The organism is Micromonospora sp. 4G55, assembly GCF_016803375.1.
Genome location: NZ_JAEVHN010000077.1, coordinates 1 through 16,420, shown reverse-complemented (window position 1 = coordinate 16,420; position 16,420 = coordinate 1). Strand labels below are relative to the sequence as shown.

The 16,420-nt window shown below is 68.7% G+C and carries 13 protein-coding genes; 6 read left to right on the top strand and 7 right to left on the bottom strand.

Translation table 11 applies throughout. From position 1 onward, the window contains the following. Positions 1-160 precede the first annotated feature (160 nt). Positions 161-1,657, top strand: coding sequence for a PIN domain-containing protein (locus JNW89_RS09780; protein WP_238448644.1), 1,497 nt, complete (start codon positions 161-163; stop codon positions 1,655-1,657). A gap of 466 nt (positions 1,658-2,123) precedes the next feature. On the opposite strand, the gene JNW89_RS09775 is transcribed toward JNW89_RS09780, so the two are convergent. Then, positions 2,124-3,764, bottom strand: coding sequence for an ATP-dependent DNA helicase RecQ (locus JNW89_RS09775; protein ID WP_238448643.1), 1,641 nt, complete (start codon positions 3,762-3,764; stop codon positions 2,124-2,126). A gap of 123 nt (positions 3,765-3,887) precedes the next feature. Further along, positions 3,888-4,745, bottom strand: a complete 858-nt coding sequence (locus JNW89_RS09770; protein WP_238448642.1) for a restriction endonuclease — start codon at positions 4,743-4,745, stop codon at positions 3,888-3,890. A 401-nt stretch (positions 4,746-5,146) separates the two neighbouring features. Here JNW89_RS09770 and JNW89_RS09765 point away from each other — a divergent pair, with 401 nt between their 5' ends. Then, complete coding sequence (locus tag JNW89_RS09765) at positions 5,147-5,800, top strand: hypothetical protein (protein ID WP_238448641.1); 654 nt, start codon at positions 5,147-5,149, stop codon at positions 5,798-5,800. A 909-nt stretch (positions 5,801-6,709) separates the two neighbouring features. Here the strand turns inward: JNW89_RS09765 and JNW89_RS09760 are convergent. Further along, positions 6,710-8,278, bottom strand: coding sequence for a hypothetical protein (locus JNW89_RS09760; protein ID WP_238448640.1), 1,569 nt, complete (start codon positions 8,276-8,278; stop codon positions 6,710-6,712). 9 nt (positions 8,279-8,287) lie between these two features. Further along, positions 8,288-9,340 (bottom strand): Nif3-like dinuclear metal center hexameric protein, encoded by a 1,053-nt coding sequence (locus JNW89_RS09755; protein ID WP_238448639.1) that lies wholly within the window; start codon positions 9,338-9,340, stop codon positions 8,288-8,290. 357 nt (positions 9,341-9,697) lie between these two features. Between JNW89_RS09755 and JNW89_RS09750 the strand changes: the two genes are divergently transcribed. Continuing rightward, positions 9,698-10,090: a Na-translocating system protein MpsC family protein gene (locus tag JNW89_RS09750; protein ID WP_238448638.1), complete on the top strand. Its 393-nt coding sequence runs from the start codon at positions 9,698-9,700 to the stop codon at positions 10,088-10,090. Positions 10,091-10,166: 76 nt separating this feature from the next. Here JNW89_RS09750 and JNW89_RS09745 read toward each other — a convergent pair whose 3' ends face one another. Then, positions 10,167-10,622, bottom strand: a complete 456-nt coding sequence (locus JNW89_RS09745; RefSeq protein WP_238448637.1) for a heme-binding protein — start codon at positions 10,620-10,622, stop codon at positions 10,167-10,169. Between the two features lie 126 nt (positions 10,623-10,748). Between JNW89_RS09745 and JNW89_RS09740 the strand changes: the two genes are divergently transcribed. Next, positions 10,749-12,506, top strand: coding sequence for a CdaR family transcriptional regulator (locus JNW89_RS09740; protein ID WP_238448636.1), 1,758 nt, complete (start codon positions 10,749-10,751; stop codon positions 12,504-12,506). Here the strand turns inward: JNW89_RS09740 and JNW89_RS09735 are convergent. Beyond that, positions 12,493-13,938, bottom strand: coding sequence for an MFS transporter (locus tag JNW89_RS09735; protein WP_238448635.1), 1,446 nt, complete (start codon positions 13,936-13,938; stop codon positions 12,493-12,495). The two genes, JNW89_RS09740 and JNW89_RS09735, sit on opposite strands and share 14 nt — an antisense overlap. A 189-nt stretch (positions 13,939-14,127) precedes the next feature. Between JNW89_RS09735 and JNW89_RS09730 the strand changes: the two genes are divergently transcribed. After that, positions 14,128-15,057 carry a hypothetical protein gene (locus tag JNW89_RS09730; RefSeq protein WP_238448634.1) on the top strand — a complete coding sequence of 310 codons (930 nt, stop codon included), beginning with the start codon at positions 14,128-14,130 and terminating at the stop codon, positions 15,055-15,057. Positions 15,058-15,097: 40 nt separating this feature from the next. Here the strand turns inward: JNW89_RS09730 and tnpA are convergent, their stop codons facing one another. After that, positions 15,098-15,514 (bottom strand): IS200/IS605 family transposase, encoded by a 417-nt coding sequence (tnpA, locus tag JNW89_RS09725; RefSeq protein WP_238448633.1) that lies wholly within the window; start codon positions 15,512-15,514, stop codon positions 15,098-15,100. 22 nt (positions 15,515-15,536) lie between these two features. Here tnpA and JNW89_RS09720 point away from each other — a divergent pair. Continuing rightward, positions 15,537-16,420 (top strand): transposase (locus JNW89_RS09720; protein WP_238448632.1); only part of this gene is annotated, 884 nt, incomplete at its 3' end.

Genomic DNA, 16,420 nt, shown 5'->3' with positions numbered 1-16,420 from the left:
TCCACACAACCGTCCATGATCGACGGTGGCTGCCCTCGTTCCCCCATCGCACCGAACCGCAGCTCAACCGAGGTCAACATCCCCGGCTGGAGTACTAGGGACGACGTGATACCCAGAGCCCACCGTAGACTGACCCGGTGAATGCGGAGGAGGCAGACCAATGATCGTTCTCTTGGACGCCACCGTATTCGTGAAGGACCCCATGTGCTCTGGGGTTGCCTGGCGTGTCCTTGCGCACCGCATGCCAGCTTGGAGCGTGGATGTTCGCGTAACCGAAGTTGTCATCGCAGAGGCGGTCGCGGGCTTCGGACGTCGTATTGACGAAGCCCTTGTAGGGCTCGACCGTTGGTCTGGCAAGCATGCCGGAGCGCTAGGACTATCTGCCATTGCCAGCACTGCACATACCGACATCTCCGCGTTCAAAGCCGCTTATGAAGACCGCCTTCATGGGCTCCTCCGCTCGGCAAGAGTAGAAGTTATTCCTCCGGCGGACGTGCCGCACATGGACATGGTTAATCGAGCCACCAAGCGGCGGAAGCCTTGTGACCAAAGCGGGAACGGCTATAGGGACACGTTAAACTGGCTAACCCTGATGAAGGTTGCTAATGAAGATCCCGAGCGAGAAGTCGTTTGGGTAACAGACAACACTAGAGACTTTGCTGACGAGAGTGGGACGGGATTGCATCCCCAGCTCGTTGATGAACTCCGCGCGGCGGGTGCCGAACGTGTGCGGTGGATGCCTTCCTTACAGGCGCTGGCACTAGAACTCGCCACAAGGCTTGGATCCGGCGACAACTTCGACCTAAGTACGGCGGAAAGCCAGCTGCGGGATGAAGCCGTCGCAGAATATTTGGGCGACAACATCTTCGACGCCATCTTGCATCATGATATCGATCCCCGCACCTGTGGGCTCCCACTGGAGACCGATGAGGGCGTCATCGTTGGACACGGCTACCCACGTGACGTTGAGATTGCCGTTCGGAGGATTTCGAGCGATGAGGCCGTCGCCGAGTTCAGTGCCGTGCTCGATACAAGCATTGCTATCACGCCTCTTCCTGGGATGTCTTTCTCTAGTCCAGAGGTAGTGGTCCTTCCCAACTCACCCACTGTGACTGGCCTAGTTGAGAAGCCGCTAATCTATCGGGGAATTATGACTTTGGGCGACTACGACCGGCCGGTCGCAGTCGAACTGGCGCGGATCGAAGCAACGCCTGACGATCCAGGCGTATCGGCGTGGGCAGCTCGTGAAGCATACGAGCGGGTCCGTGAGGAAGAGGTGGCCGTCCGTCACGCAGTCCAACAAGCGCAGAGCCAGGAGGAGGCGGCTCGTCGGGCGGCCGAGGCGGCACTGCGCCATGAGAAGGCGATTCGCCGTGCGACCCACCAACTGCACAGCCGGGAAGAGGCGGCTCGTCGGGCGACCCAGGCGGCACGCCGCCATGAGGAAGCGGTTCGCCGCGCGACAGCCGAGCAGGCCCGCCGTCAGGAGAATGCGGCTCGTCGCGGCATGCCGCCACGTCAAATCCCAAGTGTCAATGGTATCGATGACGGTGACAGTGACCGGAGCCCGAGCGACGCTGATCCCGAGCTGCGGCACGATCGTGGGTCGGCGACGCCGCTTGAAGAAGGAGCAGAGCGGTCAGGCGGTCCAAGCTAGGACAGGGCGCCCCCTCGCAGCCGGTCAGGATCTCCTCGTCGGCAGTCGCAGACCGTCCAGCTCCCCGACGGGGACAAGGTGGAGCGCCCCACCGGACGTACGACCTTGGCCCCGTCCGGGGAGGCTGGTAGCCCTTGTGGTGCCCTGCGAGGTGAACCGCTCCTGGCCGATCTCTGAGGAGGGCCGGGGTTCGGGGCGGAGCCCCGAGGTCTTCGTGGTCCTGGTGGCCCCTCAGCGTGGCCGGCCGGCCCGGCCGATGCCGGCCGAAGGTCGCCAGCAGGCCGAGGCCGAGCCGGCGCGGCCCGCTTGCCGGCCGCCTTGATCCTAATGAGATAACGATCATGACAATGGGTGGGGCCGGCCGTGGCGAACACCCCGAGGAGCCGATTGGCCCGGCCCATGCGCCGCACCGCGACACAGGACGCACCAGACTGATGGTCGTGCATCGGCGCGGCGGGCGAAGGGGCTAGCGGCCATCCGCGGCTAGTGCCAGCAGGCCTTGCGCTTGCACGACGGAGACTGACAGGGTCTTGTAGCCTACGTCGTCAAAGAGCACGGTCATGCGGTCCTTTTCGTACCCGAGGACCATGCCTGATCCCCATTTGGCGTGCCGCACGGTGCTGTGCAGTGGGTACGGCCCGTCTTCCGGGAGCACCTCTGAGGTGCCACCGTGGCAGTTGTCGCAGTGCCCGCAGGGGCGGCTCAACTGCTCTCCGAAGTAGCCCAACAGCGACTGCATCCGGCAGCCCGAGCTCTCGGCAAAGCGGCGCATCATGTCGGTACGCGAACGCTGCCCGGCCTGATAGCGGGCGTACTCGGCCAGCGCCTCCCGAGCCGCCTGGTCAGGCAAGGGCGCATACCGAGCGACGCTGAGCTCACCCTTGGGCCCCGCCGCTACCGCACCGACCTGCTCAAGCAGACTGATGTGGCTGGCGGCCTTGCGCTGGCTCAGGCCGGTGACCTTCGCCAGAGCGGTGCGGGTGACCGGGCCGCGATGCAGGGCGGCTGCGACGGCTCGCAGCTCTCCCAGTTCAGGCGCGCCGCCGTTGAAGAAGCGTTGCAAGGCAATGTCCTCGGCTCGGTGGAGCAGCAACGCCCGGGCGAACTCACCGTCGCGTCCTGCCCGTCCGATCTCCTGGAGGTAGCTGTCCGGTGAGTCGGGCAACGCCACGTGTGCTACCCAACGGATGTTTCGCTTGTCGATGCCCATGCCGAACGCCGAGGTGGCAACCATGATCGACACCCGGTCGGCGAGGAAATCCTCGTGACGACGACGACGCACCCCGGCCGCCATGCCGCCGTGGTAAGCCTGCGCGGGATAACCCGCGTCGGACAGCCGTTGCGCGAGGTCCTCGGCGGCACGCCGGGTCGGCACGTACACGATACCGGGCGGGTCGGCCTCCTTGAGCAGGGTAAGCAGCCTCCGCCAGCGGTAGTCCTCGCTGGGACAATGCACGGCGGCGACGAATAGGTTCGGACGGTCTAATCCGGATAGAACCAGCCGCGGCTTGCGCATGCCGAGCCGCGCGGTGATTTCCTCGCGCACCGGCGGCGAGGCCGTGGCGGTCAGCGCCACGACCGGCGGGCGGCCCAGGCCGCGGATAAGGTGACCGAGAGTGAGGTAGTCAGGGCGGAAATCGTGGCCCCACGACGAGATGCAGTGCGCCTCGTCAACCGCCACCAACGCCGGACGCAGCGCGCGGACCTCGGCCAGCCGCTCCGGCGAACTGAGCTGCTCCGGCGTGATGAACAGGAACTTCGCAGCACCCGAGCGCAACTCGGCCAGCGCCGCCGCCTGCTTGCTCGGGCTCTCCGCTGAGCTAATCCGAACCGCCCGCAACGCCCGATCGTCCCGCTCGTTGAGATTGCCGACCTGATCCTGCTGCAATGCCAGCAGCGGTGAGATCACCACCGTGGGGCCGCGCAGCAGCGTGGCGGGGACCTGATACACAGCAGACTTCCCGCCCCCGGTGGGCAGCACGACCAGCGCGTCGCGGCCGGCCAGTAGCGTGCGCATCGCGCGCAGCTGGGTGGGGCGCAGCTTCTGCCAGCCGAAATGCCTACGGGCGGCCCGGCGTAGCCGCAGGGAGCGAAGAAGAAACATCATCGCCGGGCATGCTAACCAACCACACACGGACTTGGACCATCCCAGGGTCCGTCGTACGCCTCGTCCTCGGTCAACGCCCCACCTCGCCCGCGCTTCGCGAGGGCATCCGGGCCGGCAGCCGGCTCAGCCCATCGCAGATGGGCCAGTCTCCTGTTGGGGATTCCACAGCATTCGGGGAACCCAAATCCACGCCAGCTTCCCTGCACGCGCTACGAAGTTCAGCGCAATGACCATCGCGAGGCCAACGCCGGCACCGACTACCGCACCGAAGCCGGGTGATCCATCGGCTGGTGCGTCACCCGTGATGGCCCAAACAAGGTTCTGAACTGCGACCGAGAGCAGCATGATCGTGCCGGCTACTCCTGCGGTCGTGACGATCGCTCGTCGCTGAGCGACACCGCCGTCGAAGGCGCTCCCTTCTTGCGCTGACCGTCGCGTCGCCTCTCGGCCTACGGCGAACAGCACGGGACCAGCGATAGTGACGACAGCCGGGGTGACGAGTACAGCGGCGATCTTGGCGGCCGTGCTCCACTCCCGCCATCCAGCTCTGCGTAGCCCTGGAGCGAAGGCCATGCTCGTCGACGTGTTCGGTCCAGCGGCAGGAGCGGCTAGAAGGGCCAGATGCTGCGCAAAGTCGTTGACGGGAGAGGGCACGAGGCCCGGGCCGAACGTGAAGAGCGCGATCCGAACTTGATCGGCGTATTCGATGGCAGCGGGTGTATAGCCGTTCAGACTGAAGAACAGCACCGTGGGCACGTTGAAGGACGCGCCGCGCAGACGCTGGACGTCAGGTCGCCCCACAGGCGTTGCGAGCGCTTTGACTTGAGCCGCCGCGCCGGACGCAACAACGTCGAGGCCTCGGTCTGCACCCGGGTTTGTTAGAGCAGCGTCCCTGAAACCGATGGCCCGCATAAACCTGGCGGCAGCGTGTTCGGCTTCCTGCCACAACGTCTGCTGCCCGGGGTACCAGGTGTCCGCCACGTCACGAATCTACCTGCCCTGAACGCCTGCACCTATGGCTCTACGGGCTCTACCGGGATCGGCTCCGCCGGGGAACAGGATCTGAAATCTAACCAATTTCCGTGATTCGGAACTGACCCGGATCGGGGCGACCGATCCACTGTGGCGCGTCGTGCGGATGCTGGGTCTCCCTGCGCCGACTGGCCTGCCGGGGCCTGGCCCCTTCGTCCCCAACGGTCCCGCCCCTTGATGGTCGTCGCTCTCTAGAGGGCGCAGTGTCGGCGCTGGTCCTCTGAGGTTCCCCATGTACGTTCGCGCCGGCCGCCGATGCGCTCGCTGTTTTCTGCTGAACGCTGCTCAGCCGAGCGGCGGTCCGTGTCATCTGCCGCTGCACTTTTGCCTGGATCGGCAGGCTAGCCTCGTTGGCATTCGCCGAGCTGGAGGTGGCCAGTGACGACGTGGAGCCGCGCCGGCGTTGGGCGGTGGTCGTTGTGGTGTCGGTGGTCGCGGTGGCCGCGGGTGTGGTCACGACCGCCTGGGTCCGGCGCACCGCGTCGCCCTGGCCGGCCGTGGCAGGCACTCCGTATGAGATCCCGCTCGGATCGGACGACTGCCCGGTCATCGAGGAGCGGCGCCAGTTCGTCGACGCCCATGGTTCGCTGGTGCCGCCCGGCGCAACGGAGGTTCTGCTATGCACGACGCCCACGGCGCTGCATATCCCGGGCCGCAGGGTTGCCGATCCGCCGCGTCAGCGGGTGCTGCACGCCGGGGCGGCCGACTTCGTCGCCCTGCTCAACCGACTACCCGACCGCAACCAGTCCTGGCGGCACTGGCAGCAGCGACACAGCGGCTGGTGGCCCGATGCCGCCCCAGAGCCAATGGGCGAGGCCTGCCGCATGATCGGATACACCCACCAGCACTCGTTCGTGCTGCGCTACCCGGACCGGCCACCGGTCCCGCTGATCTACACATGTGGCGGCCAGGCGGGTGGCCTCACGTCGGGCACTCGGACCCGAATGGATGACACCAAGCCCCACCTGGTGGATGAGTTCCTGAGCCGCTTCCAGCGGCATTGATCTGCTTTGGTGAGCGTCGTGATCGGGACCGGACGAGACGCCTCGCGACCTGCGCCGGGGCCGCGCGCGGCGGGCCGAACGGTGCCGCGATGGCGGTTCGAGGTGGTCGAGACCCGGGCGGACGGTGTGGGTCTGCGGCTACTGGGCCGCCTCGACGGTGAGATCCGAGACGGGGAACCGGCACGGCTGGCGGACGGTGTCGCCGAGGTACCGATCGCCGCGGTTCGGGTCGGGGAGGACCCGGCGACCCGGAATCTGTTCCTGACGATCGACGCGGAAGTGCCCCCGCCGGCGCCAGGCGCGCAGCTGCTTCCTGCCGACGGATAGCGCGCCGGGCCCAACAGTCTTCATGTTGGAGCCAGGGCCTAGAAGATCACGATTGAACGCACGGACGTGTCGGGAACGCGTGGTGGAAGCGGAGGTTGCCACATGGGCACACCTTCATATCCCCGTAAGAGACGGGTCCACCGACGGAGCGAGGCAATCTCTGCCGTCACGTGCCCACGTGCAGACGAAGGGCTGCTGCCCGAGATCCGACGCCCCACGTCCGGACGGTACTCGTCCCGGCATAGTTCACCGCCGGCCGGGGTCACGGCATCCGGATCAGCCGCTGACCGCGCGCCTCTGACGGACCGTCGAGTCCCCCCGGCTGGGTAGTAACTCGATGTAACAGCGGCAGCCCACCATGCGGGGAATCCGTAACGCGTCAAGTGGAACCAATGTGTCACACATCAAGTGGAGCCCGACACGCCGGCAGCCGGCCTGTCCTGCCTCGGTTGATGGTTGACACGGGCCGCCACGGGAAGGCCCCCTCCCTGAGGCTTCGGTGATCGTCGTGATGCCGGCGCTGCCGCACGGTGCACCCGTGATAGCAGCGCCGGCGTCGTCCCGCTCGGGTAACTCGAAGCCTCACCAGATGATCGCGGCGACCACCGTACTGACGACCAATCCCGTGACCACGGGCAGGAACAGCTTGCGGGCGAGGTCGACCACGGACACCCCGCAGAAGGTGGCAACAGCGATCAGCGACGACCAGATGACCAGGGTGCCGCCTCCGGTCCACGACGCGCCGTTTTGGGCGATGGCGGCGAGAGTGGCGGTGTCGACTCCGGCGTGAGGGCTGAGGGCCTCCGAGAGGGAGCCGGTGAGCGGCAGCCCTGCCCAACCCGATCCGTCGAGCCCGACCGTCATGCCGGCGAGCAGGACGGCGAACATGATGACGATCGGGTTGTTCGGGATGTGCTCCTGGACGCTGCCGATCGCGTCGAACAGGAATCCTGGCGCCGTCGCGTCCTCTGCCAGCCCCATGATGCGGCCTGAGAAGTCCGAGATGCCGATGAAGACGAACCCGGCGATGGGGATGACGACGCCCATCGCCTTGAACGCGAAAGTGAGGCCGTCGACGACGTGCTCGGCGCAGCTCTCCAGGGAGCGGACCCCGTCGCTGGTCACCGCCACGGCGAGGAGCAGCAGCGCCGCCAGGCCGCCGACCAGTGAGGCCCCGGCGCCGTCGTCGACCGACACCAGGTTGGTGAACCGGCCGAGCAGCATGTAGACGAGCAGCGCGCCGAAGGAGACGGGTACCAGGACGGCGAACAGCTTGGCCCGCCAGTCCTGTCCTCGCTGATCGGCAGGATCGTCGTCGAGCACGGCATCGATGGGTGCCGCTCCCCCGTCCTCCAGCGCCTCCCGCGGTGGCTGTTTCGTCGCCAGGGCGTGGCCGAGCTGCTCGGAGGTGCCGCCCGAACCGCCGCCTGCGGCGACCCCCGCGGTGGCAAGTTCGGCGCGACGCGGCATGCTCGCGGACATCTCGGGGCTGTGCTCGGCCGCCGTCGCCAGGCTCGGCCGGCGGCGACGAACCGTCATCACGTAGCTCATCGCCAGCGCGACGATCCCGACGACCCACGACAGGACCAGGGCCCGATCGGCGATCCGGTCGGCGGACACGTTGGCGCCGCTCGCCGAGAGGCTGGGCGCGACACCAATGACGTAGTCGGAGGCCAGTGCCATGCCCTGTCCGGCGATGGCGATCGCGATCGCGCCACCCATCGGGGACAGGCCCGCTCGGATGGCGGCCGGGAGCAGGATCGCCGCGATCAACGCGAGTGTCGGCGTGGGCCAGAAGAACAGCGCGAAGACGTACGTGACGACGAATAGGACGACGTAGGCGATCGGCCCGTTCACCATCAGCCGACGGAACGGCGCGACCATTCGGTGTTCGGCCCCGATGGCCTTCAGCGCGGCGAGCATCGCGGTGACGAGCGCGATGATGAGGAAGATGTTGAACAACTCCGAGGCGGCCACCAGGCTGGCGCGGAACACCGACGACAGTCCCCCGGGCACGCTGCCGGTGAAGGTCACGGCGGTGAGGAAGGTCGCGGCGATGGCGGGAACGACGACGTTCTTCCGGGCGACCATGACGATGATCAGAGAAGCCAGACCTGCCAAATACACCCACTGCGCGGGCGTCATGTCCATGGTTGTCTCCTAGCTTGCTTGCTCGGAGTTGCTGAGGGGTGTGGCCGCGACCGTCGTCGCGGCGGCGCGAGCGCGTACGGCCTCGGCGAGGGGCAGCAGGTGCTCCTGCGCCATCGACTGCCCGTACTCGCGCAGCGCGCCGGTGCCCACGCTGTTGATCGGGATCGAGACGACCCGGTCCCTGAACAGGACGACGTCGACGTTCGGCAGCAGTGCGGACAGCCCGAACGCCAGCGGGAGGCCGTTTTCGAAAATCTCCGAGGCGTGGCTGCTGCCCACCAGTACGTTGAGTCCGCGCGCGGCCGCGCTCGCCACGACGGCCGAGTCCGGGGCCGCCGCGCTGATGCTGAAGATGACCGTTGAGATGGCCGGGTACTCGGCGAGCACCTGGGCGAGCTGCTTCTCACCGAACCCGGTGTGCGGGAAGGCGTGCAGGACGACCTCGCCGAGTGGATTGTCGAGGGTGCCCGCGAGCACCCGCATCCCCGGGGCCGTGGCGCTGTCCACCAGGTCGGCGCACTGGCGGATGGCTCGTTCCCCGTCGATGATGCGCTTGTCCAGGGCCCGTTCCAGGCCCGCGTTGAGCCGGGCGAGCACGTCACCGACGGTGGTGACGCCCGGCAGCGGCCGGCCGACCATGACCACCAGCCCGTGCACCCCGTCGTAGGCGGGGTTGACGTAGAAGGGCTGGTGGCCGTGGAGGTGGGCCATGCCGGGGTGCAGTCCGTGGAAGGCTTCGTGGCACTCCAGCACTGCGATCCCGTACAGCGAGAGGTAGTCGGCGAGCGCAACCCCGCCGGAGCTCGCCGCGTCCGCGATCGGATGGTGCGCCACGATCGCGTCCACACCGCTGGCATAGGCGAGTTCGATGTGGTGCTCGGTGATGGTCATCGCGACAGCGAGCCGCCGCACCGGCTTGTCGGAGGCTCCCCAGACCAGGCCGGGCCGCTCGGTCACCGCCTTGCCCGGTATTCCCGAGTCCTTGCTGATCACCCACGGGTTGCGGCCCCCGCCGGAGCTGGTGACCCGGCCACCGGTCAGCCCGTCGAGGGCCGCGACCACGTCGGCCACCGTCAAACAGGTCTGTGACACTGCCTCGTTCGTCACGCGTTTTGTCCGCCTTTCCGTCGACGTCAGTGCGACACGCACTGAATCTGGTGCGGCGGAAGCACAAAAGCTGCCACCGCTCGGACTTGGCGATGTGCGCGAACTCGCGCAGACCACCAACCGCCATCGGCGACAGCTGTCGGGCTCTTCCGGACGGAAGCTCCCTCGACCGTTCGTCGGCTCTGAATCACGACGTCCTCGTCGGCCCGTACCCACAGGAACAGCGCCTCAGAAGTTTGTGATATATAACGGCGCTCGCAGGAGGGTGTCAAGACCTCGACCGGCCCGTCCGACGATCACTAGAGTCACGCCATGGATCGCTCAGGCAGTACCCCGCCGCGGACACCCGGAGAACTCAAGCAGGAGATCCTGCGCGTGTACAACAGCGTGAACCAGGGCATCGCCGGCGTCGGTGTGAGCCGCCAGCGGGTCGACCTCCTGGACGACCGGATCCTCATCCTCGCCCAGCACCAACGCGTCAAGGCGCTCGCGACGCTGGATCCCGCGCGCCGCGACATCACCCGCGAGGTGGACGTGGCGCTGCTGGACGAGGGCAAGCGGCGGCTCGCCCAGGAGTTCAGGGACAAGATCGGACTTGCGGTACGGGTCGTCCTCAAGGACTACGACCCGAGCACGGAGATCGCGGCGACTGTCGTGGTCCTCGACGCCCCGTTGGTCCTCACCGAGGCCCGCCGGCACCCGTAACGGCGCCGGCTCGACCCCCACGTCGTCGCTGACGTGCCGGGTCAGGCGGCGGCACGTCAGCGAGACGCGTGGTGCGCTACCCCCCGAGCCCCAGTTCCGCCACGTGCTTGGCGAACGCCTCCAGCGCGGCCGCGCCGACCGCTTTGTCCTGCTCGCCGTTGCCGCCGCTGACCCCGACGGCGCCCACGATCTGACCGTCGTACTCGATGGGGAACCCGCCGACGAAGATGGCGAACTTCCCGGGGTACATGTGGCTGATCCCGAACGCCTCGTTGCCCGGCAGCGCCGGGCCGTTCGGCGGCTCGTTGAACTTGTGGGTCGCCCGCTCGTGCCCGGCCGCGGTGAACGCCTTCGCCATCGCGATCTCGACTCCGGTGAGGCGGGCACCGGGCATCCGGTGCAGCGCGAGCGCATGGCCGCCGTCGTCGCAGACGCAGATCGTCTGCCTGACTCCGATCTCCTCCGCCTTCGCTCGCGCTGCGGCGAGCATGGGGAGTGCGTCGTCGAGCGTGATTCGGTAGATCCTGTGCACCGTGCCTCCTCTGCCCCTACCGGGCGGTCCGTGTGACCAGCCTGCCGGGGCGCGGAGAGCGCCAACAATGGCTAGACTGCCGCGATGCCGCGGGGGAAGCTTGTGCACCCTGTCCAAGGAGTTGTCATGACTGACCCCTCGGCCGCGGCGCCCGACGGCCCGCCCGGCGACGCGGACCCGCAGCACCTGACGGTGGGCCGGCTGCTGCAGGAACGGTTGCTCCGCCCGGCGGTGACGGCGGCGTCCGCCGACATGCTCGACACCGCTGTCACCTGGTGTCTGCCGTGGGATGAGGTCCAAGCCGGCGTCGATCCCCTGCCCGGAGTTGTCGTGCATGCCCGGGCCAACCAGATCCGGCCGGAACTGCTGCCCGGTCTCGGCCGGCGCAACGCCACGGCCGTTGTCGTCGCCGGCGGCGCCGGTGACCTTCCTGACCCGCCGGCCGACCTGCCGGTGATCCACGTCGGTGCGCACGTGTCGTTCCGCCATCTCAGTCAGCTGGTGGCCGAACTCGTCCTGGCCCGGGACACCCACGTCCTGCGCTACGGCCTGACGGTGCACCGCTCGCTGGTCGAGTTGCTGTACCGCGGGGCCGGGTTGGCCGCGCTCGGGCACCAGATGGCCCGGCTGTCCGGGTGCGCGGCCGCGATCCTCGACCCGCAATACCGGGTCCTGGCATTCGAACGCAGCCGCGACCGCGTGTTCGAGGCGGCGGCGGTCGCGGACGCGCTGCGCGAGGATGCCTGCGGCAGGGCCGCCGACGGCGCGTCATCAGATCGCAGCGCCGCGGCGGGACCAGCGGCCCTCGCCCCGGATCAGCCGCACGCCGGGCCGCAGGTTCGGACGCTGCTGATCGACGGGATCAGCGCGACGTGTGTGCTCAATCCGATCCTGCTCGGCGGTCGCCACGACGGCTGGGTGGTCATTGTCGAATCCGCTGATCCACCCAGCCCGCACGACATCGCGCAGCACCGCGTGGTCGTCGAGCAGGCCGCCACCATCGTCGGCACCGAGATGCTGCGCCTGCGCAGCGTCGAGCAGGCCGAGGAGCGGGCGCGGGGCGACTTCGTCCACGCGCTGCTGCACGGCCGGTTCTCCACCCAGCATGAGCTCGAAGCCCGGGCAGCCCACTACGACTTCCCGGTCGGGGCGACCTACGGCGTGGTCGTCGCGAACGGGCTCGGCTCGGTCGGCAGCCCCGACTCCCCGACCGCCCTGTTCCAGCTGGCCGGGCACGCCGCCCGCCTCGACGCCCGGCCGAACGCGCACACCCTGACGACGGTCGTCGGCGACGTGCTCGCCGTGGTCCGGCAGGTCGACCCGGCGGGCCGCCGGGACTCCCCGGACGCGCAGGACAGGGCGCTGGCGGACTTCGCGCGCGCCCTGCACCAGGAGTTGGAACGCCGGACCCACCGCCGGGTGGCCGTGGCGTACGGGCGCTGCGTCGGCGGCGCCGGCCGCATCCTCGACAGCTACCGGGAGGCGCGTATCGCGCTCGGGATCCGCAACCGTCTCGGCATGGACCAGGTATGCGGTTTTCAGGACCTGCGGGTGTTCGCCACCCTGGTGGAGCTCGCGGAGAGCCCGCAGGGGCGTGCCTTCGCCCGGGACATGCTGGCCCCGCTGCGCGGCTCCCGCGCTGGCGGGAGCGACCTGGAGCAGGCGGTCATGGCCTACGTCGCATCCGGCGGGAACCTCAACGCCGCCGCGCGGCAGCTGCACGTCCACCGCAACACGATGCTCTACAAGCTCGACCGCGCCTCCCGGCTACTGCAACTTGACCTGCGAGAGGCCGAGCACCAGTTCGCGGTGTGGCTGGCCTACAAGCTCCACCTGCTCGCCGAGACGGTGACGGCCGTCGACCGCGATCTCAGCCCGGCGTAGTGGCCGTCGACGCCGGGTCGGCCTCGAGCGGGGACGGGTCGGGACCGATGAAGCTGACCACCAGCCCGATGAGGGCGATCGTCGTGCACCCGGCGAAGAGCAGCAGCAGATCGCCGTGCGGATAGACGACCGCCACCCAGGCCGCGCCCAGCGCCGACCCGCCGAAGCGCATCATGTTGAACAGTCCGAGGGCCGCTCCCGATCCGCCGGCGGGTGACCGGGTCACCCCGGCGGCGGAGGGTGTCTGGACGAAGGCGACGCCGATGCCCACCGAGACGAGCAGCGCGACGAGCGGCACAACGCCGCGGGCGGCGGTGCCCGTGTGCAGCCCCAGTAGCAGCTCGGCCGCGCCGAGCACGACCAAGCCGGTACGCAGGATCCAGCGGGGGCGAGTCCGCTCGCCGAGCAGGCCGACCACGGGGGCCAGCACCGCCATGGCGGCGGGCAGGGCGAGCACCAGCAGGCCGGTGACGGCGGTGGCGCGCCCGAGCGTCCCCGTGACGTACAGCGGAACCGCGACGAGCGTGGCGGCGAGACAGAACATCTGGGCGGCCGCGGCGACCGCGCTACGCAGGAACCGCGATTCGACGATGAGGCGGGGCCGGATGATGGGCGCCGCCGTGGTGGCGGAGGTGATGACGAAGACCGCGACCAGTCCGACGCCCGCCACGGCGAGTGTGACGGTGAGCCAGGGCGGCACCACGTGCTGCGGGACGGCGGTGGCGGCGGTCATCAGCAACGCGGCGCCGAGCGTCAACGACACCGCGCCCGGCCAGTGCAACGGGGTGGCGTGCCCGCGATCGTCCGGCACCACCAGGACCGTGGCGACCAGCAGGACCACGGCCACCGGCGCGAGGCACCAGAAGATCGCGCGCCAGCCGGCGAAATCGGCCAGCAGACCGCCCAGCGGGGGGCCCATCGCCTGTCCGATGCCGTTGGCGGCCGCCCACGCGCTCATCGTGCGGGCCCGCCTGCTCGGCCCGTAGATGGTGGCGAGCAGGCCCATGACCGCCGGTGGGTAGGCCGCGCATGCCATGCCCTGCAGGGCACGCATCGCGACGAGGACGGGCAGCGACGGGGCCAGCGCCGCACCCACCATGGCGAGCGCCATCAGCGCCAGGGACGCGATGACGGTCCGGCGTCGTCCGAACCGGTCACCCACCCATCCGCTCAACGCCATGCCGGCGGCGAGGACCAGGACGAAGCTGCTCACCACAAGCACCCCGGACGACAACGAGACGCCGAGGTCGGCGGTGATGTCCCGCAGCGGCACGTTGAGCACGTTGTTGATGACGGTGCCGAGCAGCGTCGCACCGAGCAGGGTCAGCAGTACGCCGAGCCCAGCCCGCTTGCGCTGACGCGGGGCGTCCACGCCGGGAGGCGTGGCGACCCACTGCTTGGCGGCTGCAACCCGCGGCCGGGTGTCGCGCACATCCCGTCCTTCCGATCGTATGCGCAGGTCACATACCGTTCGAGACTGCGCCGTGATCGTCGGGTGATGCTACGGCACCCTGCACAATCTTCGATCGCCTGCCTGTGCACATCGGTGATAGACGCTGGCCTCGCCACACCCGGACGCTGACGGGCAATCAACTCCCTGCAAGAGGCAGTGAGGTGGCAGATGCAGCTAACGGCGGCCCACTGGGTCTATCTCGCCGGCGTTGTCGTCATCATCGCGACGATGATCGCCCGGAAGAACATCGTCGTCCCGGCCGTGGTCGCGACGTTCGCGACCGCGCTCGTCTTCTCCCACAGCGTCATCCGCGGGCTCGCCGCGGTGTTCAACGCCAGCCTCGTGGCGGCGACGAACCTGTTCAACATCTTCCTGATCACCGCGCTGGTGACGGCGATGCTGCACTCGTTGCAGGCGATCGGCGCGGACCGGAAGATGGTCGCCCCGTTCCGGGGCGTGATGCGCAACGCCCACCTGGCGTTCTGGACGCTGGTGGTCGTCACGTACTTCATCTCGCTGTTCTTCTGGCCGACCCCGGCGGTGCCGCTGATCGGCGCGGTGCTCATCCCGGTGGCGATCCGCGCGGGTCTGCGGCCGATGGCCGTCGGCCTGGTGGTGGCGATCGCGGGCCAGGGCATGGCCCTCTCCTCCGACTACGTCATCCGGGTAGCCCCGGGGCTGTCGGCGACAGCGGCGGGGGCGGACGCGAACGTGGTCGCCGACCGGGCGATGGTGCTGCCACTCGTCGTCGGCGGGGTCGCCCTCGCGGTCGCCTACCTGATGGAGTTCCGCACGATGCGCCGACCGGACCCGGCGCTGCTCGCCGAGTGGGAGCCCACGGTCGACGGCAGCGGTGAACGCGCCCGGGATCTGGCGGTCACCCAACGCGAGCGCGAGCTGGTCGAGGTCGGCGCGGGCGAGCGGGAGGCCGGTGGTGGGGACGTCCCGTCACCGCGGGGCGTCGCGCCCACCGTCGGGCACGGCGTCGCGCTGCGGGAGGAGTACGACGACGAGCGGCGCGAGAGCCCCGACGAGGGGGGCCGGCAGCTACCGGGGTGCGGGCCAGTGCTGCGCCCTTCAGCTTCAGGGCGGGGGTGAAGGCCCGCGCTGGGAGGGCCGCCAAGGCCCGAGCAGTGCCTTAGACCGGGCGGTTCTGCTGCTCGATGTACTGACGCACGACGCTTAGCGGTGCGCCGCCGGCGGAGCCTGCGAAGTAGGAACCCGTCCAGAGCTTGTTGGCCCGGTAGTAGTGCCGCCGTAGGTCGGGGAACTCCTGCCGGAGTCGCCGGCTGGACACGCCCTTGAGGCTGTTGACCAGTTTCGCCAGGGCGACCTTGGGCGGGAAGTTGACGAGCAGGTGGACGTGGTTGTTCTCGCCGTTGAACTCGACCAGCTCGGTTTCGAAGTCGGCGCACACCGCCCGCATGATCTCCTGCATTCGGGCGAGGTGCGCGTCGCCGAACACCTTGTGCCGGAACTTCGTCACGAAGACCAAGTGAGCATGCAGAGCGAACACGCAGTGTCTACCAGTGCGGATGCCTTCGAGTTCGGCCATAAACCAATGGTACGGTGCACGGGTGCAGCTCCGTTACAACTACCGGGTCTACCCGACGCCGAGTCAGCAGGACGCGCTGGCCCGGTCGTTCGGGTGCGCCCGGGTGGTGTTCAACGACGGGCTGCGGGCACGGCAGCAAGCCCGGCTCGAGGGTCTGCCGTATCTGTCGGACGCCGAGCTGTCCAAGCGGGTCACCGCGGCCAAGCTGACCCCGCAACGGGCGTGGCTGGGCGAGGTGTCCTCGGTCGTGTTGCAGCAGGCCCTCGCGGATCTGAACGTGGCGTACCGCAACTTCTTCGCCTCGATCTCGGGCAAGCGCAAGGGCCGCAAGGTGGCACCGCCGCGGTTCCGCTCACGCAAGGACAACCGGCAGGCGATCCGGTTCACCGCCAACGCCCGGTTCAAGGTCCTGGACAACGGCCGACTCAGGTTGCCGAAGATCGGCGACGTCGAGGTGCGCTGGTCACGCAACCTCCCGTCGGACCCGTCGTCGGTGACGGTGATCCGGGACGCGGCCGGGCGGTACTTCGCCTCGTTCGTCGTGCAGAGCACCGACGAGCCGCTTCCGGTCGCGGACTCCGAGATCGGCATCGACTTGGGCCTGACCCACTTCGCGGTCTTCTCGGACGGCACGAAGGTGGCCGCCCCGAAGTTCCTGCGCCGCGCGGCCCGCAAGCTCAAGCGGTTGCAGCAAGACCTGTCCCGCAAACAGCGTGGCAGCCAGAACCGCAAGAAGGCCGTCGTGAAGGTCGCCCGCGCTCATGCGCGAGTGGCCGACACCCGGCGAGACTGGCAGCACAAACTCTCCACGGCGATCATCCGCGACAACCAAGCGGTGTTCGTCGAGGACCTGTGCGTCGTCGGTCTCGGCCGGACCCGGCTCGCCAAGTCCGTGCACGACGCGGG